A 26448-nucleotide genomic window follows, 5' to 3' on the forward strand; every position below is an offset into this window, starting at 1 on the left:
GGTCACCGCGGGCTACCATTACCGCTTCCGAGGCTTCAATAATGGCATCCAGGGTTTCATCGTTGGCCACTGCCTCGGCGCGTTCTATCTTGGCGACTAGGCCAATCTCTTTACCAGCTTCGCCGAGCAGCGCACGGGCTTCCTGCATATCCGCTGCGCTACGGGGAAAGGATACCGCGAGGTAATCAACACCAATTTCAATTGCGGTCTTTAAGTCTTGTTTGTCTTTTTCCGTTAGCGCTGGGGCAGACAGGCCGCCTCCCTGCTTGTTGATGCCCTTGTTGTTCGAAAGCTTGCCACCTACGTGAACTCGAGTGTGAACTTCTTGCCCAATAATTGAGGTGACATCGAGTACTGCCGACGCGCTCGGCGTTTCCGCTGTTGGCATCTAGATCCATGTCTAGCACGAAGTCTTGGCCAACTTTCAGATGAACGGAGCCTTCGGCAAAGCGTGCAATACGAATTTTTGGGCCTTGCAGGTCACCCAGCGCGGCCACGCTGCGGTTAAGGCGCTGGGCGATCTCACGGACATCGTTAAGGCGTCGGCGATGGTCATCTGCTGCGCCATGGGAGAAATTTAGCCGTACCACATCAACACCCGCTTTCAACATGGCTTCCAACACCCCAGGGCGGTCGCTGGCGGGTCCAAGTGTCGCGACAATTTTTGTGCGACGAAGAGGGGTGGGGAGTGTTGAGGTCGTCATGGCTGTTGCTCCTGTAGAAAGCGTTTTCGCGTAAGGCCGCGCCATCGATTGGCAGCGATTTAGTATTGGACTACGATAGTCTTTATATAGTAATTTTACTACATATTGGGTGGCTGTTAATCATTTGGAGTGTTTTTTACAGCTCGGGAAAGCCATTAAGGGTATTAAATACGTACTTTTAGTAATTTTTTCTCAAAACGCCATCTAAGCTCACTGCCTAATTGAGGTGCCGCCATGACAATAAGAGTAGCTATTAACGGATTTGGTCGAATTGGCCGCAATGTGCTGCGTGCACTGTATGAAAATGGTTACCGTGATCGTGTTCAGGTAGTTGCGATTAACGATCTGGGCGACCCTTCACTGAACTCACACTTGCTGCGCCACGACACTGTGCATGGTCACTTTCCCTTTAAGGTAGAGCACGATGCGGAGAGCATCACGGTTGATGGTGATCGTATTGCGATTTCATCGGAACGTGACCCGGCGCAGCTTCCCTGGGCATTAATGAACATCGATTTGGTCATGGAGTGTACGGGGCTGTTCACGAAGCGTGAGGCGGCTGCCAAGCACATTGAAGCAGGGGCGAAACGTGTGCTTATTTCTGCACCCAGCCCTGATGCGGATGCAACCGTTGTGTATGGGGTAAACGAAGACGTACTGACCGCAGAGCATACAGTTGTTTCTAACGCGTCTTGCACCACGAACTGTTTGGCACCGGTGGCAAAAGCGTTAAACGACGCGGTCGGTATTGAAAACGGGCTAATGACGACTATTCATGCCTATACCAATGACCAGAATCTGTCGGATGTCTACCACTCAGACCCTTACCGTGCCCGCAGCGCGACGCACTCGATGATCCCGACCAAAACGGGTGCTGCAGCGGCGGTTGGCTTGGTATTGCCGGAGCTGGCGGGTAAGTTTGATGGTTTAGCGGTGCGTGTGCCGGTTATCAACGTCTCTCTGGTGGATCTGACCTTTACCGCAAGCCGTGAGACCAGCAAAGAAGAGATTAACGCCATCATCGAGAAGGCGGCAGCGAACTCACCGGTGCTTGCAGTTAACGCTGAGCCACTGGTCTCTATCGACTTCAATCACGATGCTAATTCATCGACCTTTGATGCCAATCACACCCGTGTAAATGGACGGTTGGTAAAAATCATGGCGTGGTACGACAACGAGTGGGGCTTCTCCAACCGTATGTTGGATACTACGCTGGCGATGCAGGCGACTGCTAAGTAACGTACCAGGCTTCAGATGTGCCTGAAAAGCCAGCGAGCGCCGCTGCTTTTCAGGCACGATTTCCTGTTAGGCTCAACTTCATTCCCTCAAGGGCAAGATTTCCTCAAGGGCAAGTACCACCGAGTAGTAACTCGGTTTTGAGCAGTTGCGGGGTTTTTGGTAAACGCCCCAGAATCATCTGTGCAGCTACTCTGCCTTTACCTGCGCTATCCTGGCGCACTGTGGTCAAACGTGGCGCCCGGTATTGCCCTTCCGCAATGCCATCAAACCCGGTAATTCTTAGCTCTTCCGGCACTCGTATGTTGCGTTGCTCTGCCAGCGTGAGCGCGGTAAGCGCAATACGATCCGACATGCATAGCAGTAAATCTGGCCGCTGATGTGCGGGTACATCTAATATTTCGGTGATTACCGGTGAGCACACATCAAACACGTTTTCTTCAATGTTCCAGAGCGGTATCTGCTCTGTATCAAAGCCGTGTTCTGTTAATGCGGCGTGAAAACCTGCTAAACGCGCTCGACTGATGGTACTGCTATCCGGTAGCAGAGTGTGCTCAGGGGTCACGCGACCATTGCAGTGTTCTTTGGTTAGCCTCAGGTTGACGATAGCAGGCCTTTTTGGACGCTGGATAAGAGCATGTTGAGCTATCTGATAACTGGCGTCACGGTCATCAATATGCACCGTAGGGCAGCCGTCGATATCAAAGTCTACTGAAACCAGCGGATGCTGAGCGGGCAGTTCACTGAGCAACTGATTATTGGGCATTAGGCCGTAGACAATAAAGCCATCGGCGATATTGGCTGAGCCAGGGGGCTGAGAGGCATGTCCTCGGCCTGCTAGCAGTAGCATGGTGTGGCCGTGGGCATCAAGCACCTCTGCAACGCCGGAAAGAAACTCACTGGCCACGGCGTCGTTCAGGCTGTAGGTCAGGCTTTCCGCCAAAATTACCGCCACAATGCTAGAGCGCCCGGTACGCAGGCTCCGGGCTTTGGCGTCTGGGCCGTTATAACCCAGTCGCTTAGCTTCATTTAGGATCCGCTCTCTTAACAGGGGGGAGAGTTGGTCGGGGCGGTTAAAGGCGTTGGAAACCGTCGCAGTGGAAACGCCAAGTTCAAACGCCAGGTCCTTTAGTGTCATTCGGCGAGGAGCAATCACGGTGCTTCCTAAGCAAGTTAAGTGCGTCACGTCGTATTACAAATTACAACTGCAATTACAACTACAACGCAGGCTAATTATTAGGTGGTTGCGCACAAGAATAACGGCCTTGGTGGTATTTCGACTACCCTCTTATATAAAGAAAGGTGCGGATCATTCATCCAAGGCCGTATTCGTCACGCTGTAATGTATAACGCAGCTTGTTAAGCGGCTGAGCGGGTTTGGGCAAGTTTAAGCGCTGTACCGCTGTCATCAAACAGATGAACATGCTCGGTGTTGGGTACAAGCGAAACCTGCTGGCCCTCTTTCCACTGGCTGGGTGCTTCACTGCGATGAATCAGCAGCGTATCACCCTCTTTGGGATCCAGGTAAACGTAGACCTCGTTTCCAAGATATTCAACGTTAACGATATCAAAACAATTATCGGCCGTTGGTGCTTCCAAGCGCAGATGCTCGGGTCGCACACCTAGCGTTAGTGACGTGCCTTTGGTGTAGTCATGCGCGGCCTGGGGAAGGGGGACTTCACTCAGCCCTGCAGCTTTCACTCGGCAGCCATCGGCTCCTCCGCTGATCAGCTCAGCGGGCATAAAATTCATCGTTGGTGAGCCAATAAAACCAGCTACAAACTTAGTTGCTGGCCGTTGATAAAGTTCGTGAGGGCTGCCTACCTGCTCCACATTGCCACGGTTGAGTACCACGATTTTATCCGCCAAGGTCATGGCTTCTACCTGGTCGTGGGTAACATAAATCATGGTTGAGCCAAGGCGGTTATGCAGCCTTGCGATCTCATTTCGCATCTGAACTCTTAGTGAGGCATCCAGGTTGGAGAGCGGCTCATCGAAGAGCAGAATGCGTGGCTCCCGCGCCATCGCTCGGCCCATGGCTACCCGCTGGCGCTGGCCACCCGAAAGGGCTTTGGGTTTACGGTGTAGCAGCTCTTCAAGCTGAAGAATTTTTGCGGTGCTCATCACCCGCTCATGCACCGTTTCTTTGGCGGTTTTGGCAAGCTTTAGGCCAAATGCCATGTTGTCGTAAACAGTCATATGAGGGTATAGCGCGTATGACTGAAACACCATGCCGACGCCGCGCTCCCGTGGGGGGAGATCGTTGACAAGTGTTTCGCCGATGATGAGATCACCATCAGTAATTGACTCGAGTCCGGCAATTAAACGCAATAGTGTGGATTTGCCGCAGCCAGAAGGCCCAACAAAAACAACGAACTCACCATCGCCAATGGATAAGTCGACATCTTTAATAATGTGGTCGCGGCCAAATGTTTTATTGACCTTTTCAAGCTTGACACTTGCCATGGGTAACTCCTCGCCGACCTCGATCCAGCTTTTTTTGGGTCGTCTGTCATTGTTGACTATTCTAGTTGGCGCCGGTTTAAGTGGCGCGCATAAAAGCGGCTTGGTAAGCAGGCAGGGTGAGCGCGTTAGCTTCCCGCATAGTCGTAAACGTTGCTATCTCCAAATCGCTGGCGATGTTAAGTGGTAGCTTGGTGCGTTGCTCATCGCCGGTCAGGTTAAATACGCACAAAATTGTCTCGTTGCTTTTTTGGCGGGTGAAGCCTAAAAGCTCTTCGCCTACATCAACTAGCGCTAGGTCGCCATCAAACAGTGCTGGATGCTGGCGGCGGAAGGCCAGAATGCTGCGCAGGGCATTCAAGGTGGAGTTGGCATCATCCTGCTGACGGCTTACGGCAAGATCCCGATGTTTGTCCGCCATGGGGAGCCAAGGCTCTACGCTGGAAAAGCCACCTTGTTCACCGTCGTTCCATGGTATCGGCGTACGGCAACCGTCGCGGCCTTTAAATTCCGGCCAGAGCACTTTACCGTAAGGATCCTGGATGCGTTCAAAGGGTACGTCGGCTTCCGGCAGGCCCAGTTCTTCGCCTTGATAAAGGCAGACGCTACCGCGCAGCGAGCAGAGCATAGCCAGCGCCACTTTAGGGTAGGCGGTGGGGTCTTCTCCAGCACCCCAGCGGGTGGTGCTGCGCACTACATCATGGTTGGAGGTCGCCCAGCAGGGCCAAGCGTCGCCAGCCAGGCGCTGAAAGCGCTCCAGCACTTCATGAATATAGCGTGCCGAGTGGGGCTTGTTGAGAAGGTCAAAGGTGTAGGCCATATGCAGCTTGTCGCCACCGGCAGTGTACTCGGCCATACGCTCCAGCGGGTTATCGTCGCCAATTTCGCCCACGGTCGTGGTGCCGGGGTACTCGTCCATCAGCGCCCGCAGATCTTTCAAGAAATCGAGATTTTCTGGGCGGCTCAGGTCGTAGGTGTGGCGCTGCCAAGTGTAGGGGTTGCTATCCGGCGCGCCCAGGGTTTTAGCTTCGCCTTTGGGCACTGGCGGGTTGTCGCGTAGCTCAGCATCGTGGAAGTAGAAGTTAACCGTATCCAAGCGGAAACCGTCCACGCCTAGATCCAGCCAGAAGCGCATATTATCCAACTGCGCTTGACGAGCTTCCGGGTTATGGAAGTTAACGTCCGGCTGGCTGGTCAGGAAGTTATGCATATAGTACTGCTGGCGGCGGGAATCAAACGTCCACGCCGGGCCGCCGAAAATCGATAGCCAGTTGTTGGGTGGCGTGCCGTCCGGCTTGGGGTCGGCCCATACAAACCAGTCGGCTTTAGGGTTGCTGCGGTTTTGGCGACTTTCCTGAAACCAGACGTGTTGATCCGAGGTGTGGCTAATCACCTGGTCGATCATCACCTTCAAGCCAAGCGAGTGGGCTTTTGCCAGTAGCGCTTTAAAGTCTTCCAGGGTGCCGAACATGGGGTCGACGTCGCAGTAATCGCTAATGTCGTAGCCAAAATCGAGCATCGGTGAGGTGAAAAACGGTGATAGCCAAATACCGTCTACATTGAGGGAGGCGACGTAAGCGAGCTTTTCGGTAATACCGTTAAGATCGCCAATACCGTCACCGCGGCTGTCCATAAAGCTGCGCGGGTAGATCTGGTAAATAACCCCACCGCGCCACCAGAGTGTGTTGTCTTGCCCAATTGTGGTGTCTTGCATAGTAGAATCCATCGTTGACATAAAAAACTCCTTATCCTTTAACGGCGCCTGCGGTAAGGCCTGACACAATGCGGCGCTGGAAGATAATCACTAATACGACCAGTGGCACCGTAACCACCACAGAAGCGGCCATAATCGGCCCCCAGGGCAGTTCGTAGGCACTACCGCCTGACAGCAGTGCAATAGCGACGGGTACCGTGCGCTGGGCGTCGGTCAGCGTGAAGGTGAGGGCAAACAGAAACTCGTTCCAAGCCGCGATAAATGCCAGCAGGCCGGTGGTCGCCATGGCGGGCCACATCAGCGGCAGAAACACTTTCGTGATGGCTATCCAGGGCGTGGCACCATCCATGATGGCGGCCTCTTCCAGCTCCATGGGCAACTGCTTCATAAAGGTAGTCAATACCCATACGGTGAAGGGCAGGGTGAAGATGGTGTAGCTTAAAATCAGCCCGGCGGGATTGTTGTAGAGATTGAGCGCACGAATCACCTCAAAAAGCCCGGAAAGCACCGCTACCTGGGGAAACATTGACACTCCAAGAATTACCAGTAGTACCGTGGAACGGCCCCGAAAGCGCACCCGGCCCAGGGCGTAAGAGGCGGTAATGCCGAGTAGCAGAGCAATAAACACCACGCTAAATGCCACCACGATGGAGTTGAAAATAGCGCGCAGAAAGCTGGTTTGGCTAAAAATGCTGATGTAGTTATCGAAGTTCCAGTTCGAAGGCCAAAGCTCGACGCGGAACAGGTCGCTCGACGGTTTTAGCGAGGTGATGACTGCGTAGTAGAACGGGAAAACGGCGTACACCATAATCAGCACAATCAGCGCCCAAAACCCGATGCGCTTGGCTATTTTGGCCAACTGACGAGTATTCATTAGTCGCCTCCCAATTGGATTTGTTTACGCCCAACGTAGAGGTAAGCCACGGTAGCCAGGGCAATGATCAAGAACAGCAGGGTAGAAGCGGCGCTGCCGTAACCGACATCCTGGAACTCGACCAGCTGTTGGCGAGCATAGACCGACATCGACATGGTACTGGTGGAGTTGGAGGTGAGTACGTAGATAACATCAAAGACACGCAGTGCATCCAGCAGGCGGAAGATCACTGCGACCATTAACGCCGGGGTAATCAACGGTAGGGTAACTTTGAAGAACACCCGCAGCGGGTGAATGCCGTCTACCTCGGCGGCCTCATAGCAATCCTTGGGCAGCATCTGCAGGGCAGCAAGCACAAGCAGCGCCACGAAGGGAATGGTTTTCCACACATCGACCATAATCACCGCCCACATGGAGTAGGCGGCGTTCGCCGTCCAGGCGATGGGGGCATCGATAATGCCCACGTTCATGAGCAGGTGATTGATGATGCCGAACTGGTCGTTGAGCATCCATGCCCACATTTGCGCGGAAACAATGGTTGGGATTGCCCAGGGGATCAGCACCGCAGCGCGCACAATTACGCGCCCCTTGAACTCGGCGTTCAAAATCAGCGCCACAATGACCCCGAAAACCACTTCCAGCGATACCGACACCACCGAGAAGTAGACGGTGTTCCATACCGACTGCCACCACACCGAGTCGGCCAGTACCCCATACCAGCGGCCATCGTCATAGACGAGATAATTCTCGAAGCCAATCAGATTGGCCGCGCCTAAATCCGATAGCGACGCATCGGTAAAACTGAGAAAAAAGGTGCGCACCAGTGGCCAGCCAGCGACCAGGGTTAACGCAATCAGCATGGGGGCTAAAAAGAGCCAAGCGGCTTTAACCCGCTGACGGCGAACTTTGGTGCCCCGGCGCGGCTTGGTAGTGAAAGAACGCGCCCCGGCGGGCGCGTTATCATGCTTGATGGAGGTCGACATGGAAGGGCTCCAGGATTACCAGTTGCGACGCTTCAGGCGAGCCAATTCGTCTTCAAGATCCGCGACCGCTTGAGTGCCATCTTTAGTGCCGGAAAGCACGTCATGGGAAGTGCTGAAGAAGGCGTTACTCACCCGGCCATAGGCATCGCCGGTGGGGGCGGAGGGGCGGGCGACCGCATTGACGAAGGTGCCGTAAAGTGTGCCAAAGAAGGGCACTGCCTCAAGCACTTCATCATCCTTGTAGAGGGCGTCGATCGTGGGGTTGTAAGAGGCCTGTATGGCGCGACGCTTTTGCTCCTCTTCACCGGTCAGGAAGGCGACTAGATCGGCGGCCAGCTCAGGGTGTTCGCTGTAGCGCGATACCGCCAAGTTCCAGCCGCCCAGGCCAGCGGCACTTTGGCCGTTTTCGCCACCCGCGGGAAGCTGGGTAACACCTACTTTGCCGCGAACGTCACTGTCTTCGCTTTGGGCCAGCGCCCAGGCGTAGGGCCAATTGCGCATAAACACTGCGCCGCCGCTTTGGAATACGCCGCGCGCTTCCTCTTCGGTGTAATTGAGCACACCGTTAGGTGAAATATCGCCAATCCACGATGCAGCTAGGTCGAGTGCTTCAGCGGCGTGTTCATTGTTAATGCTAATTTCACCGTCGGTTTCCACGACATTTCCACCGCCAAAGCTGGCTACCCACTCAAGGGCGTTAACGGTCAAACCTTCATAGGCGCGCCCCTGGAAGACATAGCCCTGCATACCGTCTTTGCCTGCGGCGCGTTCGGCGTCTTTAATCTCGCGGGCAATCTCGGTGAGGTCCTGCCAGGTGGCCGGTGCCTCATGGCCATATTTTTCTAACAGATCTTCGCGGTAGTAGAGCACGCCCGCATCGGTGAACCACGGCATGGCGACTAAGCGGTCACCAATGGTGTTGTTGGTGACGATGGTGTCAAAGTGCCCAGCAGCGGGGTCATCGCCAAGCACCTCTTTGAGATCGAGTAGGTGATTGGCGAGCAGGCCGGGCCACACCACATCAATTTGCATCACATCGATATCGCTGGAGTTAGCCGAAAGGATCTGTTGGTAGAGCGAAAGGCGCTCGGTGGAGGAGTTGGGCGTTGAAACCACATCGACGCTATGGCCGGTTTTTTCCTCCCAGGCGGCGACACCTTGCTGGCACAGCGTTAGTTCTGCGCCTACAGCACCACAGGAAATGGTGAGTTCTTCAGCTTGAGCCTGGCTTGTTGCACTCAGCGTGCTGGCTACTGCAATGGCGGTAGTAATTAAAGTCTTTTTCATAACGGCGTACCTCGACGTTTATTGTTGTGGATGGTGTGGCATCTAAATTAGCGTTAATTCACGAATTCAACGTTTGCTCAATGGTTCTTTATCTTAATCGATTAAGATTGTGTGCGTCAGTTAGCCGCTTTGATCAAGGAAATTCAATAGCGACTTTTGTCTAACGACATTATTCAGTTTTCGCTAAATAAAATCGTTCCTTAGACATTAGTCGCTAATTAGCAACTAGCCGTTGGTAAAAAGTGACTTAATCGATTAAGTTTTGGCTACCTTTCCTTAAGCATCGTGGCGTTTAGCAGCAAAGCCACTACCCCCTGGGCGAACCGTGCAAGGGAAGTGTGATCAATTCGATCTTAATCGATTTAGATAAAAGCGCTTACGAGCAGGCGCTTATAAACAGCCGCTTGCCAATAACAATAGGGTATTCAAAACAATGCACAAAATGACATTTAAAACGCCGTTAGCAATTGCTATTGCCACCGCCAGCTTAGGGATAAGCGGTGTCGCTTCGGCACAGATGACCATGGAGCAGCGCTTTGCCGAGCTGGAAGCCCGCATCGAAGCAGCGGAACAGCGCGCCGATGACGCCGAGCGCCGTGCCGAAATTGCCGAGCAATCCCAGGCGACCGGCGTGGCTACAGAGAGCGACGCGGAGATTGAAGAGCGCCTGGCGCGCGTTGAGCGCCAAGCCAGCGGCGAAGAAGGTTTCTCGTTTAACGTTTATGCCCGCTCTGGACTGCTAATTGGCGAAGATGGCAAAAGCGCGCCGGGTGGCCCTTACCTGACGCCAGCAGGTGGCAACGGCGGCGCAGTGGGCCGTTTGGGTAACGAAACAGACACCTACGCCGAAGCTATCCTGAACTACCGGATGCAGTTTGATAACGGTGCAAAAGCGCGCTACACCACGATGATTGCGGACGGTGTCAATACCAGCAACGACTGGACGGGAGATGAGTCCCAGCTCAACGTCCGTCAGGCCTATGCCGAGTTCAGCGACCTGCCCAGCTTCACCGGGGCCTTCGAAAATGCCTCCATCTGGGCGGGTAAGCGCTTCGACCGGGATAACTTCGATATCCACTGGCTGGACAGCGATGTCGTCTTCCTCGCGGGTACCGGTGGTGGTATTTACGACATGCAGCTAGCCGATAACTGGAAGAGTAACTTTTCAGTTTATGGTCGCAGCTTCAGCGACTATCCGGTCGTCAACCGTGAAAATCCCGGTTTAGATGGAGAAAATAGCGATACTGATAACCTCGTATTGACCTCTAATAATTACTTCGGTAACTGGCAGGTCATGGTCAACGGCATGTCTGCTGCGGATAACGATGAGCGTGATATCGGCGTGGGCCAAACTGCGGCTGATACAGGCTGGCATACCATGGTGGCTTACCACGGCGATAGCTTCTTCGGCATGGGCGAGGGTAACTTTAAGGCTGCTGTACTGCACGGCCAAGGCTTAGGGGCTGAAGTTAAAGGGTTGGGTAGTAACGGCGACCTGACGGATGATGCTACCGCAACGCGGCTGGCGTTATACGGAACGACCTATATTGCACCGAAGTGGCGTATTGCACCGTCTATACTGGCTGAAACCAGTGAAGATCGTTTCGCCAATGGTGACAGTTATGATTGGGCTACGCTAAACGTACGTCTGGCGAATGAAATCAATCAGAATTTTGAAATGCAGTACGAAGCTAGCTATCAGTGGATGGATTTAGATCCACAGGGTTACAGTGACCGTAACGCGGTTGATGGTGACTATATGAAGTTCACTATCGCACCGACTTTCAAGCCGGAAGTAGGTGGTTTCTGGAAGCGTCCTGAGATCCGTCTATTCACGACTTACAGCGATTGGGATGATAGCCTTAATAGCTACGGTGCAAGTTCTCTAGGTAGCGATGGATTTACTGGCGGTGAATTTACCTTTGGTGTACAAACCGAGGTATGGTTCTAAGCAGAGGTTCTGAGCATAGGTTCTGAGCATAGGTTCTGAGCATAGGTTCTAAGCGTAAGCCGCTGCTCGCTAGTGAAAACTGTTTCTCCAATGCTGATTGCCCGCGACGTGTCGCGGGCTTTTTGTTATGTAAAAGCACTGATATCGGGAGGCGCTGATGTCGTTACTCCAAGAAAAGCTAAAGGCACCGCCGTTGCCGCTTAGTGTGGTGGCCCGTCCACGTCTAAATGATCATTTCGCCTTAAACGAGCGTACCCGCCTGCTAGTGCTGGCAGCGCCCTCGGGTTATGGCAAAACCACACTGCTGGCCGAACGGTTGCCCGCGCTGGAACAGGAGACTGCTTGGCTTCGGTTGGATCAGCGTGATAATCAGCCAGCACGCTTTCTAACCTACTGGCGTGCAGCGTTGAACAAACTGTTCGATGACACCTATGTGCTTTCGTCCATGGCTGACAATGCTGACTGCATCGAGCAGCTTGAACGCTGGTTGGGCGAGTTACCCGAGCAACGTTCCCCGTGTCGTTTTGTCGTAGATGAATTTGAACACGTGACCCATCCCGATATTTTGGCTGGCGTCGCTCACTGGCTGCGTCATCAGCCACCCTGGTTGACCTTGACACTGGCGAGCCGCTCACGCCCAGCGCTTGGTTTGGCGAGCTTGCGATTGAGGGGGGAACTTGAAGAGATAGATCTTCACGACTTGGCCTTTGACAGCGAAGAAGCACTCACTCTGTGTGCTGAACAGCTAAGTTTTCCACCCACTCGAGTAAGCCTTGAACGCGCGTTGCGTAGAAGCGGTGGTTGGATCGTGGCGCTTAACTGGCTGGTTGAGCGAACCACCACGCGCGCGGGATTTGATGCGCTGGTAGAGCGTTTAAGCGGTGCGCATCCTGATTTTGTCGCTTGGTTTGATGAACTGCTCGCCGCTGCGCTTCCTGCTGAAGAGCGCGAGCTGATGCTTCAGTTGGGGGTGTTAGAGCGTTTTTCGCCCGAGCTAATGGCGCGCCTGTTGGAAGGCGAGCGCTTGACCCAACGCCTGGAAGCGTTTGAACAGGCGGGGCTATTTATTGAACGCCCCGACCCTCATGCCCAGTGGTACCGCTTTCAACGGCTGTTTGGCGAGTACCTCCGCCACCGCCGTCATGAGCTTAGTTTGGCTACACAACGAGTACTCCACCAGCGCGCAAGCCAGGCATGGCTTGCCTTGAACGATCCGATAATGGCTCTGCGCCAGGCGATACTCGCCGAGGCACCCGATGACGTGGCAAGCCTACTGACCACCCAAGGGCCCGCCTTGCTGGCAAGCGGTGCCTATGCACTTTTGGCCAAGGGTTTCGCACTGCTCGGTGAGCCACGGCTCTCTATCAGTCCGGAGCATACACTGCTCTATGGCTGGGTCTCCCATGCTCAGTTTCAGTTTGATATTGCCGCACGCGTGATTGGCTGGATTGAAGCGCAGTTGCACGCGCCAGAGTGGCAGCTGCTTAGCGCTGAATTCGCGACGCTGCGCGCTCAGTTGGCGATTAATCAAGGCAACGCCGAGCGCGCCGCACCGCTGGCCGAGCAAGCGCTAGCCGTGCCCGCCCGCTATTTAGCTTCCACGCGGCTGACTGCCACCGCTATCTTGAGCGAGGCGCGCTTTGTGCTGGGCTATTTGGAAGAGTCGCTGCAGCGGGTGCGCGAGGTAGAGCGCCAGGCCCGCCAGCGTGACGATCACCAACTGCTGCTCTGGTCGTTTTGTCATCAGTCGGAAACGCTGGTGGCCCAGGGGCGCTTGCAGGCCGCCTACGATATTCAGGAGCGCGCCTTCGTGCATCTCGAGCGCGCAGAGCTCGAGCATCTGCCGGTGGCCGAGTTTCTCTATCGTATCCGCAGTCAGCTGCTGTGGGAGTGGCATCGGCTGGACGAAGCCGAGCAGGCGGCGCTCAAGGGCATTGCCGTGCTGGACAGCCAGGGCGAGCGCTGGACCCTGCAGTGCCATATTCAGCTGGCCAAGATTGCCCAGAGTCGCGGCGATCAGGCCCAGTGTGCCGACCATATTCGGCGGCTGCGCAAAATTCTCGCAGAGGGGGATTACCATATTGACTGGGTGGCGAATGCCCACGCCACACTGCTGGCCTGGTGGTACTCTACCCATGATATGGACGCCGTAGAGCGCTGGCGACAGGAAGCGCCGGCCCCCATCACCGAAGGGGCTACCAACCACTTTTCTCAGTGCAATGTGCGCAACCACGCCCGGGCGCTCACGCTGCTGGGGCGCTTTGATGAAGCCTGCACGCTATTAGAGACCCTTGAGGTGCACACTCAGCGCTTGGGACTGGTGACCGACGCCAACCGTAACCAGCTCTGCCTGGCCGCAGCTGCCTGGCATGCGGGAAGAAAAGAGCGCGCTCGCGAGCATATACAGCAGGCCCTGAGCCTGGCGTCGCGCACCGGCCTGGTGGGCAGCTTTTTGCGGTTGGGCAAGCCGTTAGGGGAGCTGCTGGCTGGCCTGCTCGAAAGCGACTCGTTGGGGGCCCTGGAAAAGGCGAGGGCCGAGCGGTTGATGGCACTGGCAGGGCGCCAGAAGGATTTTGGCAGCGCCCGGCGCTTGATCCTCGACGAGACGGTGATTGCCGATATCGTGGCTCGCCCGGATGTGCCGGAACTGATCCGCACCTCACCGCTGACCCGCCGTGAATGGCAAATCCTCGGGTTGATTCATGCGGGGCTATCCAACGAGCAGATTGCCGAGCAGCTCTCGGTGGCCCAGACCACCATCAAAACCCATATCCGCAGCCTTTACCAGAAGCAGAACATTCGGCGCCGGGAGGAGGCCATTCACCTGGCGGGGCAGCTACTGGCCCACATTCACGGGGATTGACCCGGTGGGCAGGCTGCCCAGCGCCCTCGCTTCGCCTCCTCCTCTCGACTACGCCGGGTACTCCCTGCGGGGGAGGATTCGATCCCGCCGCGCAGCCTGCATCATGCCCTTATCGCTGATAACAACCATAAGGATTCGCCATGATGCAGACACCTTCCACTTCACACTACGTTGGCAGCCAGGGGGCCGACTGGTGGCGCGGCGCGGTGATTTATCAAATCTACCCGCGCAGCTTCATGGATAGTCGTGGCGACGGCATTGGCGACCTGCGAGGAGTGATCGAGAAGCTCGACTACATTGCCTCACTGAACGTCGACGCCATTTGGCTTTCGCCCTTTTTTACCTCGCCCATGAAGGATTTTGGTTACGACATCAGCAACTACCGCGATGTCGATCCAATGTTCGGCAGTCTGGAAGACTTCGACCGGCTGGTCGAGGCGGCCCATGCCCGCGGGCTGAAAGTCACCATCGATCAGGTCATGTCGCACACCTCCGACCAGCACGCCTGGTTCGAGGAGAGTCGCCAAAGCCGCGATAACCCGAAAGCCGACTGGTACGTATGGGCCGACCCCAAACCCGACGGCGCGCCGCCGACCAACTGGCAATCCGTGTTTGGCGGCAGCGCCTGGCAGTGGGATACCCGTCGTTGCCAGTACTACCTGCATAATTTTCTTGCTAGCCAACCGGATTTAAATTTCCGCCAGCCTGCCGTGGTCGATGCCATGCTTGAAGAAGTGCGCTTCTGGCTAGAGCGGGGAGTCGATGGCTTCCGGCTGGATGCGGTGAACTTCTGCACCCACGGCGAGCTAAAAGACAATCCACCGCGTCAGGAAATCACTGAAAGCTTCCTGGGCGTTCGCCCCGACAACCCCTACGGCTACCAGCTCCACCAATACGATAAAACCCAGCCGGAGAACCTCGTGTTTCTGGAGCGGCTGCGCACTCTGTTGGATGAGTACCCCGGTACCACCAGCGTGGGCGAGGTGGGTGACGATGATGCCTTGAGTGTGATGGCTGAATACTCCCAAGGCGGCAAGCGGCTGCACATGTGTTACTCGTTCAACCTGTTGACCGACAAATCCGACCCCGGCTACTTGCACGAAACGCTAACCGAAATGGAAGCGCGTATTGGTGATGGCTGGCCCTGCTGGGCGCTGGGAAATCACGATGTTACCCGCCTGGCCACCCGCTGGCAGGCGGAAGGTCAGTTGGATAAGCTGCGCCTTTATATGGTGTTTCTACTCACCCAGCGTGGTAGCGTATGCCTTTATCAAGGTGAAGAGCTGGGCCTGCCCGAAGCTCAGCTAACGTTTGAACAGTTGGTTGACCCTGCGGGTATTACCTTCTGGCCCGCATATAAAGGCCGAGACGGTTGCCGAACGCCGCACCCCTGGCAAGCCGATGCCCATCACGCGGGCTTTAGCAGCGCCACGCCATGGCTGCCGGTGCCTGGCGCTCATGCTAGCCTCGCTGTTGATCAGCAAGATAACGATATGGGTTCATTGCTCAATGCCTACCGAGATTTTTTAGCCTTCCGCCGTACTCAACCCGCGTTGGTGAAAGGGAACGTGCGCTATCACGCTGTGCGTGACGATGTGCTCTGTCTTGAGCGCACTTACCAGCAAACACGATTACTGATTGCGCTAAACTTTAGTGATCAAGCCATCACTCGCTCGGCTCCTGAGAGCGCAGCATCTCTCCAGAATGCTCCTGCATGGCTAAACGGCGAGTGGCAGGGTGGCCAACTGATGCTGCCGCCATACGGCGTAGCGATTGCCCGTTGCTCACAAACCGAGGAGAACGCACCATGGGACGTTTAACGCTTAGTGGCATCGGTAAATCCTTTGGCGGCGTGGAAATCTCTCGGGATATCGACCTAACGATTGAGGATGGCGAGTTTGTGGTGTTCGTTGGCCCCTCTGGCTGTGGAAAATCCACCTTGCTGCGTATGATTGCCGGCCTGGAAGATATCACTGAAGGCGATATGCAGCTTGATGGTCAGCGGATCAATGAGATTCCGCCCCAGGAGCGCGATATCGGTATGGTGTTCCAATCCTATGCGCTTTACCCGCATATGAGCGTGGCGGAAAATATGGCGTTTGGCTTAAAGCTGGCGCGTACTGATAAAGCCGAAATTCATCGCCGCGTGCAGCACGCCGCTGAAATGCTGCACTTAACTGAATTGCTTGAGCGCAAGCCCAAAGACCTTTCCGGTGGCCAGCGTCAGAGGGTCGCTATTGGCCGAACCTTGGTAAAAGAGCCAGCGGTGTTTCTGTTCGATGAGCCGCTCTCTAATCTGGATGCCGCCCTGCGGGTGGATATGCGAGTGCAGATTGCGGCGCTGCATAAGCGCCTGAACGCCACCATGATCTACGTGACCCACGACCAAGTGGAAGCGATGACTCTGGCTGACCGTATTGTGCTGCTTTCCCGTGGCCGTATCGCCCAGGTCGGCGCGCCGCTCTCGCTCTATCACTTCCCTAAAACCCTTGAAGTGGCCGAGTTCATCGGCTCGCCGCGCATTAATACCTTCCCCGTGACGGTGGTAGATCCAGGCGAGCGGCGAACGGTGGTGCGTCTACATAGCGGTGACACGCTGGCAGTGGCGGTCAATGGCAAGCATCTTCAGCCAGGGGATAGCGCAACGCTTGGGCTTCGGGCGGAAGATTTTGTGGCAGCCGAGGAGGCAGAAGCCACGTTGAGTGCGACCTTAATGGTGGCGGAGAAGCTGGGTTACGAAACGCTGGCGCATTGGCGGGTAGCAGGCATCGACGTTCCGCTAACCCAGCGCTTAGACGGTTTGACCCACCTGGAGGAGGGCCAAACGGTGCATTTAGGGCTAGCGGGCCAGCACTGCCACCTATTTGATCAGCACGGCAAGGCATGTCCCCGGCAGGTTGAAGTAGACGGCGTTAGCCAATAATCAATAAGCTGATTTATATAGCAATAAAGCGCCTCAAATTTTTTTGGGGCGTTTTTTTAATTTTTTCTATAACTAAAGTGCATCCAAAACGTCTCCTCGTGTGTATCCCCTATACAGCCACACTTTGCAGTGGTTGATACAAAGCCCAAGGAGACTGAAATGACTATCCAACCTCTTACGCGTGCAGCACTCGCCGCTACCTTGATTGCATCCTTTAGTCACGTTGCGCTGGCCGACATGACGCCTGCCGACGTTCAAGTGCCCGAGGGCAATGCCGTTGCTCTGGAAACAGTAGGTGTTGGTGCGATTACCTACATGTGTGAAGCCAAAGACGACGGGGCTATGGGCTGGGTATTTAAAAGCCCGCACGCTGCACTGAACGACAGTGACGGCACTCAAGTAGGTAGCTACTACGGCCCGCCTGCCACTTGGGAAGCGTTGGATGGCTCCAAGATTACGGGCACTCAGCTGGCAATCGCCACGAATGGTGATGGCAACATTCCTTTGCAACTCGTTGAAGCGAATCCTGCGGAAGGCGAAGGTGCAATGGCTGGCGTTAGCTATATTCAACGCCTGAACACTCAAGGTGGTGTCGCACCTGATGTGGCCTGCGATGATGGTCATGACGGCGCTACCGCGGTCGTGACTTATCAGGCAGATTATATTTTCTGGACAGCCAACTAAGCCCTCTAATGGCTTAGTTTTTTAACAACATCTTTGCTAAGTAATACTTTTCTCAAGAAACACATCTAAGTAAGGCTAGAGGCTCGTCTCACGAGTCTCTAGCAGCTATGCTAGCCAAGAGAGCGTCAGATTGGCGATAGTATCGGCGCGTCACCAGGGAGCTAGCATGTGTCTGATATAGGTGGGTCTACGATAGCCAACGACTTCGATTATACCGATACACTTGCCCGCTGCGCGCGCGGTGAACAAGTGGCGTTACAGCAGCTCTATCGTCAAGAGGGTGCCAGACTGCTTGGCGTTGTTATGCGCATTGTGAAAGACCGCGGTATGGCCGAAGACATTGTCCACGATGCCTGCCTGAATATCTGGCAGCGTGCCGATAGTTTCGACCCCGAACGGGGCTCTGCCCGTACCTGGATATTCAGTATTGCCCGCCACTTATCATTAAATGCTATTCGCCAGCGCGACCGTGAAATCAGTGTAGACGTTAACGACCCTGGTGAACTAGCCGATGATGATACCTACCAGCAGTCGCTATCGACGACGGCAGAGGCCTTTGACTGGCAGACTGGCCAGCAGATGGATGAGTGTTTGCAGCAGTTGGAAACCGAGCGCCGAAACTGTGTGCTACATGCTTACGTGGATGGATTAAGTCATGCCGAAATTTCTGCACACACCGGCGCGCCGCTAGGCACTGTCAAAGCCTGGATTAAGCGAAGTTTGCTTCGCCTGCGGGAGTGTATGTCATGACGCGTTCAAACGAAAACGATGACCTTCAGGCACTTGCAGGGGAGTACGTATTAGGTTCATTACCCATCGCTGAGCGAGAAGCCTTTGAGGCACGCTTGGTCAACGACCCAGAATTACAAACCATCGTCGCTGCCTGGGAAGAGCAGTTTTTCCCCTACACTGCGATAGTTGATCCTGTTACCCCATCCGATTATTTATGGCCGCGCATAGAGCGCAGCATGCAAGCCGCATCGAAAAGATCAGCGCGTGTTCCAAGGGCGGTGCCAACGCCTCGCCGCTTGGTGCACAGCCTGCCATTTTGGCGTGCTGCTACTGGTCTTGGTTTGGCTGCCGCGGTGACGATGGGTGTGATGTTAACTAAGGTCACCACCGCACCAATTACACCGGAATACATAGTGGTGCTATTAGCGCCGCAAACTCAATCAGCAGGGTGGGTCGTGCAGGCCGCCAACCGTCAAGAGATTCAGCTGATCCCGTTGGGCACTTTTGAAGTGCCCGAAGGAAAAGCGCTGGAGTTCTGGACCAAGGCAGATGATTGGCAGGCGCCGGTTTCACTTGGCCTAGTCGAGCCAGGGCAACCACTGCGCCTGCGTTTAGACCAGTTACCGCCGCTTGAGGATAATCAGCTATTTGAGCTAACCCTTGAAGACGAGACCGGCTCGCCTACAGGCTTGCCCACTGGGCCCATTGAGTTTATTGGGCGCGCAGTAGAGATTTAGTCTGCTTTAATAATAGGGCCGGTTACGAGCAAGCTGCTCAAGCGAGGAAACGGGTATTGATTAAGGCTAGCCTTTGACGCCCCCCGCGGTTAATCCGCCAATAATCCAGCGCTGGCAGATCAAAAACGCGACGGTAATGGGCAGGCCGGAAAGCACTGCGGCGGCGGCAAAGTTGCCCCAGCGCTGGTTGTGGTCGGCAAGGTATTGCTGAGCACCTACCGCCAGAGTGAGCTTGTGTTCATCCACCAGCAGTACTGAGGCCATGGGGTATTCCATAATGCTCATGACGAAAGCCAGAATGAAAACCACCATCAAAATGGGAATCGACAGCGGCAGCAGGATGTAGCGGAACGCCTGCCAAGTGCTGGCGCCGTCCACCATGGCAGCTTCTTCCAGCGAGCCATCAATCGACTCAAAGTAGCCTTTAATGGTCCAGATATGCAGGGCGACCGCGCCCAGTGATGCCACGATCAGTGCGCCGTGGGTGTTGATGCCCAGCCAGCCAACAAACTGTCCCAGCCGGTCAAACAGGGCGTACAGTGCCACAAGCGACAAGACTGCAGGAAACATCTGGAAAATCAACATGCCTTTCAAAAGCGGCTCTTTGCCTTTAAAGCGCATACGTGCAAAGGCGTAGGCGCTGGTAGTGGCCAGCATCAGAATTAGTACTGAAGATACCACTGCCACTTTTATGGAGTTCCATAGCCACAGCAGCACGGGAAAGGGCGGTTGAACGATACTGCCGTCTGGACGTTCCCAGGGTATGCCCAAGGCTAGTGACCAGTGTTCTAACGAGAAACGTTCGGGAATCAAGCTGCCGGTAGCGAAGTTGCCCTCGCGAAATGAAATCGAAATCACCAGCAGCAGTGGGAAGACGATCAGCGAAACAAAGCAGATCAGTGCAAGGTGAGCGCCTAAGCGGCGCGCACCAACTGAACGGGGTTGAACCATGGCCATGAGTAACCTCCTAAACCTTAACCTTGGAAAGGCGCAAGTTAAGCAGTGACATACCTGCGACCAAGAGGAAAATGAGCGTTGCGATGGCGGCTGCCAGCCCAAAGTTCTGTCCGGCATCCTGGAAGGCAATGCGGTAGGTGTAGCTGACCAATAGATCGGTGGTACCTGCTGGGGTACTTGCGCCCAAAATGTCAGGGTTGCCTCCCGTTAATAGTGCAATCAGGACGAAGTTATTGAAGTTAAACGCAAAGGCGGCAATTAATAGTGGTGTTAGCGGTTTAATAATCAGTGGCAGGGTAATCTTGAATAGATTGGTAATGGGGCCGCCGCCATCTACCGCTGAGGCTTCGTAAAGATCTTGAGGAATTGCCTGGATTAGCCCCATGCACAGCAGCAACATATAGGGGTAGCCCAACCACGTATTAACAATCAGCAGCATGGAGCGCGCAAGCCACGGGTCGGTGAACCACTCTGGTCGAACACCAAACAGCGTGTCCAGAATCATGTTCACTTCACCGAAGTGCTGATTAAACATGCCTTTAAAAATCAGGATGGAGATAAAGGCGGGCACGGCGTAAGGCAGTATTAACAGCGTGCGATAAACGGCTTTGCCCTTGAGTTGGTCCCACTGCAACAGTGACGCCAACACAAAGCCAACGGCCAGGGTGAAGACCACCGTCAGTGCGGCAAACACAAAGGTCCACACAAAGATCTGCATGAAGGGACCGCGAATATCGGGATCGGTGAATATCTTCGTATAGTTGGTAAATCCTACATTGACGGGCCATCCCGGCGTGATGCTTTCGCCGTTATCAGCGACAAAAAATCCACTAGCGGGGTCGGGGGTAAGAACGCGGTCATCGCGGCGATCATAAAGCGAGCCGTCTTCACGTGCTTCATAGCGATCTACCATAGGAGCAAACTGGCGTAACCCTGCCATACGCAGCTCCGCGCCATCAGGTGTCAGCAGCCTAAGCCCTTGCAGAGAATCACGTGCCTGAATAATAGCGCGCATTTCCAGTGGCTCTTGGGCAGGCGAAGCGTCTACTGCCTGAACACCTATTTGACGGGTCTCTTGGTTGGCTAGGTTGAGCGGTGAAGAAACGAAGCGCTGGGGCGTGTCTGCCTCACTGTTTTCTAGGTATAAGCGGACAAGCTCACCTGCTTTGTAAAGCGTAAGGTCAAATGTATTGCCTTCCTGTTGATAGGTTTGGCTCATCAGCTGGCCGCGCACGCGCTCTTCCGATAACAAGTTGCTTGAGCTGTAATTACTAAAGCTAATGCCGATGGTGTAAAGCAGCGGGAAAATAACAAATACGCCCAGCCCCGCCATGGCAGGAAAAATATACCGGTGGCTCATTAACGTGCGTTTGGTAAACACCACGCCCAGCGAGGCGCCCAGTACTAGAAAGAGCAGCGCGAACATCCACTGGCCATTAAGGTGAAAGGCGACTACCAGCCATAACAGCGCGATTACCAAGGTGGCAATGATGCAGCGAAGTGCCCAGCGGGTGTAACGTTCGGTGAGATGGCGAGAGCGGTGGCGGGGAAGACCGCGAGAGGCGTTAGTGGTATACATAGTGACATCCTGAGAGCTGCCCGGTGGCAATTGGCTACCGGGCAGAAGGGCAGAAAAAAGCTTACTGGCGCATACGCCGCGCAGCGGCATCTAGCGCTTCTTGGGGCGATTGGCGTCCACTGCCGATGTTTTGCAGGGCGGGCTCCATGGCTGCCCAGAAAGCACCCATTTCAGGAATATTTGGCATGGGCATACCGACTTCGGCATTTTCAAGCGTCGCGGCAATGTTAGGGTTATCAGCAAGCTCAGCCTGATAATCTATATGAGCAACCGCTCCCAGTGAGCCGTCGCTGTTGAATGTATGCATGCCCGCTTCGCTAAGCAGGTAGTTTTCTAAAAACTCCACGGCGAGAAAATCATTGGGTGTGGCGGAGTTAATCATTGCCGTCATCACGCCAAACATGGGTTTAGCACGTTCATCACCCACTTTCGGTAGTAGTGCGACGCCGTAGTCAATTCCGCTACGCTCCAGGTTCGGCCATGCCCATGGGCCGCTAATCATGGCAGCCACTTCGCCCTGGTTAAAGCGGGTGTCCATCAGGTTGTAATCAGTGCCGCGGGGTAGTACATTACTTTCGATCAGTTCAACCAGCAGTTCTGCCCCTTGTAAGGCACCTTCGTTGTTAACGCCTATATCACTGACGTCATAGCCGCTGTCAGTCTGCTTGAAAGGGTAGCCGCCGTTGGCCGCTAGTAGGGTCCAGCCGTAATACGGCTCACTGTAATCAAATAGGATGGCCTTTTTGCCGTCTTGAGTGAGCGTTTCGTCAAGCTCCATCAGTTCGGCAAAGCTTTCTGGTGGTGTTTCTACCAAGGCTTTGTTGTAAATGAGGCCCAGTGACTCTACCGATATCGGGTAGCCGTAGGTTTCACCATTCCACAGTGCAGCTTCCCAGGTGAAGTCGTAAAACGCCTCACGGAAGCTGTCACTTGGGGCGACTTGTTTCAATAAACCACTTTGTGCCCACTCACCCATGCGGTCGTGAGCCCAGATGACGATGTCTGGCCCTTGGCCACTTCCCGCCGCCTGCTGAAAGCGGTCGGTAAGGTTATCGGGAAATACCACCTCAACTTCGATGCCTGTTTCTTCACGAAACTGCTCGGCAACCTCACGAATGCCTTCTTGACCTTTATTATCACCCATCCAGATAGTCAGGCGATCGTCCTCAAACGCAACGGCGGGAAGGGCGACACTGGCAGCCAGCGTCGCGGTTAGAAGCGGCATCATGATGGGGCGAGACGTAGCCATAATGTAAATACCTCATTGTTGTTGTCGTAGAGTGCTGCGAGCATATTGATGAGCAGCGCTTTAGTCAGTGCCAGCGTCGCCAATTACGCGCAACGTCACCTCATCCTCAGGGGGCGTAGCGATGGCGTATCCAAGGGGCGTAGAGTGGAATAAAAGGTAACAATAAAGCGGTATAACGTTGGGTGTCTGCATCGGTGCTGATCAGAGATGGCACTGCTCAACGAGAGACGTAAATAACGTTAAAAGACGTAATTGGGGAGGCAATACTATTTTTTTGTAGTAAAATTACATGTAATGTTGCGTATAATGCCCGATATCAGATAGATTTTAGGTAATATAACTACATTAGATCATCTAATTATAAATAGGAGCTGAGATGAGCCAGTCACATTCCCCGCTGGGCGATCAGAAGCACGCTATTGATTTAGCGCTGTTTGGGGCGCTGGGCGATCTTGCAATGCGCAAGCTGTTTCCTGCGCTTTATCACCTTGACCGTGAGGGCTTAATGCCCGAAAGCACGCGGATTATGGGGCTGGCACGTCAAACGCATGACACCGCTGCGTTTCGCCAGTTGGTAAATGGTGCGCTGCAAAAGCGGCTGAAAAAAGATGAGCAGGATAAAGAAAGTCTCGAGCGTTTTCTAAATCGGCTTGACTATTGTCAGCTGGATTTCAAAAAAGCTGAGGGATTTGAGCAAGTACGTGAATGGCGCGAAGGCTCCGATCGCCCCATGGTGGTTTATTTATCCGTTGGCGCAATGATCTACGGTGATATTTGCCGCAACCTTGAGGCGAGTGGCAGTCTGGATGAGCAAACGCGGGTCATCGTTGAGAAGCCCATCGGCTACGATTTGGTGTCATCAGAAGAAGTTAACGACGCTATTGGGGCCGTTTTTCCTGAGTCGCGTATTTACCGTATTGACCACTATTTGGGTAAAGAAACGGTACAGAACCTGATTGCGCTGCGCTTTGCTAACCCGCTATTCGGGACACAATGGAATCAGAACCACATTTCCCATGTGGAAATTACCGTCGCAGAAAAGGTCGGCATTGAAGGGCGCTGGGGTTACTTCGATGATGCCGGACAGCTTCGCGATATGGTGCAAAACCACTTGCTCCAGTTGCTATGCTTGATTGCCATGGATCCACCTTCCAATCTGGATGCTGACGCGATTCGTGATGAGAAAGTAAAAGTGCTTAAAGCCTTAAAGCCGTTTACCGGTGAAGCACTGGGGCGTGATGTAGTACGTGGACGATACACTGCGGGCACTAACGATGGACAGCCGGTACCGGGCTACCTGGAAGAAGATGGAGCGAATACCCAGAGCCAGACCGAAACCTTTGTGGCAATGAAAACCGAGGTTTCTAATTGGCGCTGGGCGGGTGTGCCGTTCTACCTGCGTACCGGTAAGCGCATGCCTGAAAAACTGTCCCAAATTGTGATCCACTTCCGCCAGCAGCCGCACTATATTTTTGATCCTGATCAGCGGGGGATTGCGTCTAACAAGCTGATCATTCGCCTGCAGCCAGATGAAGGGATCGCGCTTCAGGTGCTCACCAAAGACAGCGGTTTGGATAAAGGCATGCGCCTGCGTCCTGGTCCGTTGCACCTGGACTTTAACAGCGCGTTCCCCAAATCACGTATCCCAGATGCCTATGAGCGCTTACTACTGGAAGTCATGAAAGGCCAACAGTATCTGTTCGTGCGCCGTGACGAAGTTGAGCACGCTTGGCGTTGGTGCGACCAGCTCATCGATGGTTGGAAAGCCCGCGAAACCCCGCCGCGCCGTTACCCGGCAGGCTCTTGGGGGCCGGTCGCCTCCATCGCCATGATTACCCAAGATGGCCGCAGTTGGTATGAGGATTATTAATATGAGCGAAGCACGTCAGGCGCTAGCACAACAGCTGGCAGAAGCGGTCTCCCAGGCATTGGCCGAAGACTTGAACCGCCAAGAGCGCGCGCTACTAGTCGTCTCGGGTGGCTCTACACCGGTGCCTTTTTTTAAAGCGCTGGCAGCTAAACCGCTGCCTTGGGAGCGCATTGATATCACGTTGGCCGACGAACGCTGGGTGGGTGAGGAAAGTAGCGATAGCAATGCCAAGCTGGTGCGCGAAAACCTCCTTCAAGGAGCGGCTGCGAACGCCAACTTCGTAGCGCTAACCTCAGATGCCTCGACGCCGGAAGAGGGGGTTGATGAGGTTGCCAAGCGCACGGCATCTCTGCCTTGGCCCGCCAGCGTTGTGATCTTGGGTATGGGCGGCGATGGCCATACGGCGTCGCTATTCCCCGACAGCCTTGAACTAGGTTTAGCGCTGTCTACCGATGAGCCGCTTGTCGCGGTACGCACGCCTAGTCAGCCGCAGCCGCGTATTACTTTCTCGGCAGGTCGCCTACATCAGGCGTATCGCCATATTTTACATATTACTGGCGATGATAAGCGCAGCGTATTGGCAAACGCCATGAGTGGTGATGATGTCCGTAAGCTGCCCATTCGCGCGTTTTTATCTTGCCCGTTAGCGATCTACTGGGCGCCGTAACGCCTGGGCTTTCGCCAATAAACGTTTGCCAGTAACACCTGCTTGGAGACTCACTGATGACAATCGATAAACAGCTACCCTCAACACGTACTGCCGAGCTTGACAGCATCTGCTTAAAGGCCGAGGTCATTCCGGTGATTACCGTTGAGCGTCTTGAAGATGCGGTACCGCTAGGTCGCGCCTTGGTTGAAGGTGGCTTAAGCGTGTTGGAAATTACTTTGCGTACCGACTGCGCGCTGGAAGCAATTAAACGCATGAAAGAAGCGCTGCCGGGAGCCAGCATCGGTGTAGGTACCGTGTTAACGCCCGCGCAATACCGCCAAGCTGAGCAGGTAGGTGCGGATTTTGTGGTGACACCCGGCGCGACAGAAGCGCTTTATCGCTATGGCGTAGAGAGCCCGGTGCCGATGTTGCCCGGCGTATCAACGATCTCTGAGCTGATGACAGGCTGGCAATACGGCTATCGCCGCTTCAAGTTTTTCCCGGCTGAGTCCAGCGGTGGTGCCAAAGCCATTAAAGCCTTTGGCGCGCCGATTCCTGAAGCACGTTTTTGCCCAACCGGCGGTATCACGGTTGATAACGCTGAAACCTACCTCTCACTACCCAATGTTATGTGTGTAGGCGGTTCTTGGCTGACGCCGAAAGCCATGGTTGAAGCAGAGGATTGGGACGGTATTCGCGAGCTGGCCCGTCAGGCCGCTGAGCGTTTTCACCACTAACGAATACGATGTAAATCGACACGAGCACTCTCGTTACTTGCCTCACTGATATCGGGTCGTGTGGGTAAGTCATTTGCCCGAGCATATTGCCATGCTCGGGCTTTTTTGTGGTGCGCCAAGCATCGCGCTATCGGCGCGACTTTTCCCAGCGCGTGGCGAGTAGTGCCGTGATGGCACACAGTAATGCACTCTGGCCCATATTATTTAGCCAACTGCTGGCTCCGAGTCCTACTCCTATTAGGGCGTGTCCTCATTT

The 26448-nt window shown here is 54.6% G+C and carries 20 protein-coding genes and 1 pseudogene; 11 read left to right on the forward strand and 10 right to left on the reverse strand.

Features of this window, described 5'->3' with window-relative positions; translation table 11 throughout:
- Nucleotides 1–704, reverse strand: a pseudogene (locus ACT3TJ_RS16015) (pyruvate kinase); the annotation flags it as partial.
- 234 nt (nucleotides 705–938) lie between these two features.
- Between ACT3TJ_RS16015 and gap the strand changes: the two are divergent.
- Nucleotides 939–1943 (forward strand): type I glyceraldehyde-3-phosphate dehydrogenase, encoded by a 1005-nt coding sequence (gene gap, locus ACT3TJ_RS16020; protein ID WP_096651459.1) that lies wholly within the window; start codon nucleotides 939–941, stop codon nucleotides 1941–1943.
- A 103-nt stretch (nucleotides 1944–2046) separates the two neighbouring features.
- On the opposite strand, the gene ACT3TJ_RS16025 is transcribed toward gap, so the two are convergent.
- The 6 genes from ACT3TJ_RS16025 to ACT3TJ_RS16050 form a co-directional block, all read right to left on the reverse strand.
- Complete coding sequence (locus ACT3TJ_RS16025; RefSeq protein ID WP_444622165.1) at nucleotides 2047–3078, reverse strand: LacI family DNA-binding transcriptional regulator; 1032 nt, start codon at nucleotides 3076–3078, stop codon at nucleotides 2047–2049.
- 221 nt (nucleotides 3079–3299) lie between these two features.
- Nucleotides 3300–4406, reverse strand: coding sequence for an ABC transporter ATP-binding protein (locus ACT3TJ_RS16030; RefSeq protein WP_444622132.1), 1107 nt, complete (start codon nucleotides 4404–4406; stop codon nucleotides 3300–3302).
- A gap of 76 nt (nucleotides 4407–4482) precedes the next feature.
- Nucleotides 4483–6138, reverse strand: a complete 1656-nt coding sequence (locus tag ACT3TJ_RS16035) for an alpha-glucosidase (protein WP_444622131.1) — start codon at nucleotides 6136–6138, stop codon at nucleotides 4483–4485.
- 10 nt (nucleotides 6139–6148) lie between these two features.
- Complete coding sequence (locus ACT3TJ_RS16040) at nucleotides 6149–6991, reverse strand: carbohydrate ABC transporter permease (RefSeq protein WP_444622130.1); 843 nt, start codon at nucleotides 6989–6991, stop codon at nucleotides 6149–6151.
- Nucleotides 6991–7974, reverse strand: coding sequence for a carbohydrate ABC transporter permease (locus tag ACT3TJ_RS16045; protein WP_444622129.1), 984 nt, complete (start codon nucleotides 7972–7974; stop codon nucleotides 6991–6993). The genes ACT3TJ_RS16040 and ACT3TJ_RS16045 overlap by 1 nt, the downstream gene beginning before the upstream one ends.
- A gap of 15 nt (nucleotides 7975–7989) precedes the next feature.
- On the reverse strand, nucleotides 7990–9261 hold the full coding sequence (locus tag ACT3TJ_RS16050; RefSeq protein WP_444622128.1) for an ABC transporter substrate-binding protein: 1272 nt from the start codon (nucleotides 9259–9261) through the stop codon (nucleotides 7990–7992).
- Nucleotides 9262–9694: 433 nt separating this feature from the next.
- Here ACT3TJ_RS16050 and ACT3TJ_RS16055 point away from each other — a divergent pair, with 433 nt between their 5' ends.
- From ACT3TJ_RS16055 to ACT3TJ_RS16085, 7 genes are all read left to right on the forward strand, one after another.
- A complete protein-coding gene (locus tag ACT3TJ_RS16055; protein ID WP_444622127.1) occupies nucleotides 9695–11212 on the forward strand; it encodes a carbohydrate porin in 1518 nt (505 codons plus the stop codon).
- A 157-nt stretch (nucleotides 11213–11369) separates the two neighbouring features.
- Nucleotides 11370–14075 carry an HTH-type transcriptional regulator MalT gene (gene malT, locus ACT3TJ_RS16060; RefSeq protein ID WP_444622126.1) on the forward strand — a complete coding sequence of 902 codons (2706 nt, stop codon included), beginning with the start codon at nucleotides 11370–11372 and terminating at the stop codon, nucleotides 14073–14075.
- 140 nt (nucleotides 14076–14215) lie between these two features.
- A complete protein-coding gene (locus tag ACT3TJ_RS16065; protein ID WP_444622125.1) occupies nucleotides 14216–15895 on the forward strand; it encodes an alpha-amylase family glycosyl hydrolase in 1680 nt (559 codons plus the stop codon).
- Nucleotides 15883–16998 carry a sn-glycerol-3-phosphate ABC transporter ATP-binding protein UgpC gene (gene ugpC / locus ACT3TJ_RS16070; protein ID WP_444622124.1) on the forward strand — a complete coding sequence of 372 codons (1116 nt, stop codon included), beginning with the start codon at nucleotides 15883–15885 and terminating at the stop codon, nucleotides 16996–16998. The genes ACT3TJ_RS16065 and ugpC overlap by 13 nt, the downstream gene beginning before the upstream one ends.
- A gap of 159 nt (nucleotides 16999–17157) precedes the next feature.
- Complete coding sequence (locus tag ACT3TJ_RS16075; protein ID WP_444622123.1) at nucleotides 17158–17682, forward strand: DUF3455 domain-containing protein; 525 nt, start codon at nucleotides 17158–17160, stop codon at nucleotides 17680–17682.
- Between the two features lie 168 nt (nucleotides 17683–17850).
- A complete protein-coding gene (locus tag ACT3TJ_RS16080) occupies nucleotides 17851–18432 on the forward strand; it encodes a sigma-70 family RNA polymerase sigma factor (protein ID WP_444622122.1) in 582 nt (193 codons plus the stop codon).
- Complete coding sequence (locus ACT3TJ_RS16085) at nucleotides 18429–19151, forward strand: anti-sigma factor (RefSeq protein WP_444622121.1); 723 nt, start codon at nucleotides 18429–18431, stop codon at nucleotides 19149–19151. The genes ACT3TJ_RS16080 and ACT3TJ_RS16085 overlap by 4 nt, the downstream gene beginning before the upstream one ends.
- 66 nt (nucleotides 19152–19217) lie before the next feature.
- Here the strand turns inward: ACT3TJ_RS16085 and malG are convergent, their stop codons facing one another.
- From malG to malE, 3 genes are all read right to left on the reverse strand, one after another.
- Nucleotides 19218–20108 (reverse strand): maltose ABC transporter permease MalG, encoded by an 891-nt coding sequence (gene malG, locus ACT3TJ_RS16090; protein WP_096651441.1) that lies wholly within the window; start codon nucleotides 20106–20108, stop codon nucleotides 19218–19220.
- Nucleotides 20109–20118: 10 nt separating this feature from the next.
- On the reverse strand, nucleotides 20119–21687 hold the full coding sequence (gene malF, locus ACT3TJ_RS16095) for a maltose ABC transporter permease MalF (RefSeq protein WP_444622120.1): 1569 nt from the start codon (nucleotides 21685–21687) through the stop codon (nucleotides 20119–20121).
- A gap of 61 nt (nucleotides 21688–21748) precedes the next feature.
- Nucleotides 21749–22936, reverse strand: a complete 1188-nt coding sequence (malE, locus tag ACT3TJ_RS16100; RefSeq protein ID WP_444622119.1) for a maltose/maltodextrin ABC transporter substrate-binding protein MalE — start codon at nucleotides 22934–22936, stop codon at nucleotides 21749–21751.
- Between the two features lie 376 nt (nucleotides 22937–23312).
- On the opposite strand from malE, the gene zwf reads away from it, so the two are divergent.
- Genes zwf through ACT3TJ_RS16115 form a run of 3 tightly spaced genes read left to right on the forward strand, consistent with a single transcriptional unit; the run spans nucleotide 23313 to nucleotide 26192 of the window.
- The gene (zwf, locus tag ACT3TJ_RS16105; RefSeq protein ID WP_444622118.1) at nucleotides 23313–24806 is read left to right on the forward strand and encodes a glucose-6-phosphate dehydrogenase; all 1494 of its coding nucleotides are present in this window, start codon (nucleotides 23313–23315) and stop codon (nucleotides 24804–24806) included.
- 1 nt (nucleotide 24807) lies between these two features.
- Nucleotides 24808–25473 (forward strand): 6-phosphogluconolactonase, encoded by a 666-nt coding sequence (pgl, locus tag ACT3TJ_RS16110; RefSeq protein ID WP_444622117.1) that lies wholly within the window; start codon nucleotides 24808–24810, stop codon nucleotides 25471–25473.
- A gap of 56 nt (nucleotides 25474–25529) precedes the next feature.
- Nucleotides 25530–26192, forward strand: a complete 663-nt coding sequence (locus tag ACT3TJ_RS16115; protein WP_038483316.1) for a bifunctional 4-hydroxy-2-oxoglutarate aldolase/2-dehydro-3-deoxy-phosphogluconate aldolase — start codon at nucleotides 25530–25532, stop codon at nucleotides 26190–26192.
- Nucleotides 26193–26448: the final 256 nt, after the last annotated feature.

The sequence above is a fragment of the Halomonas sp. AOP30-A1-24 genome (assembly GCF_052378165.1).
GTDB lineage: Bacteria > Pseudomonadota > Gammaproteobacteria > Pseudomonadales > Halomonadaceae > Vreelandella > Vreelandella citrativorans.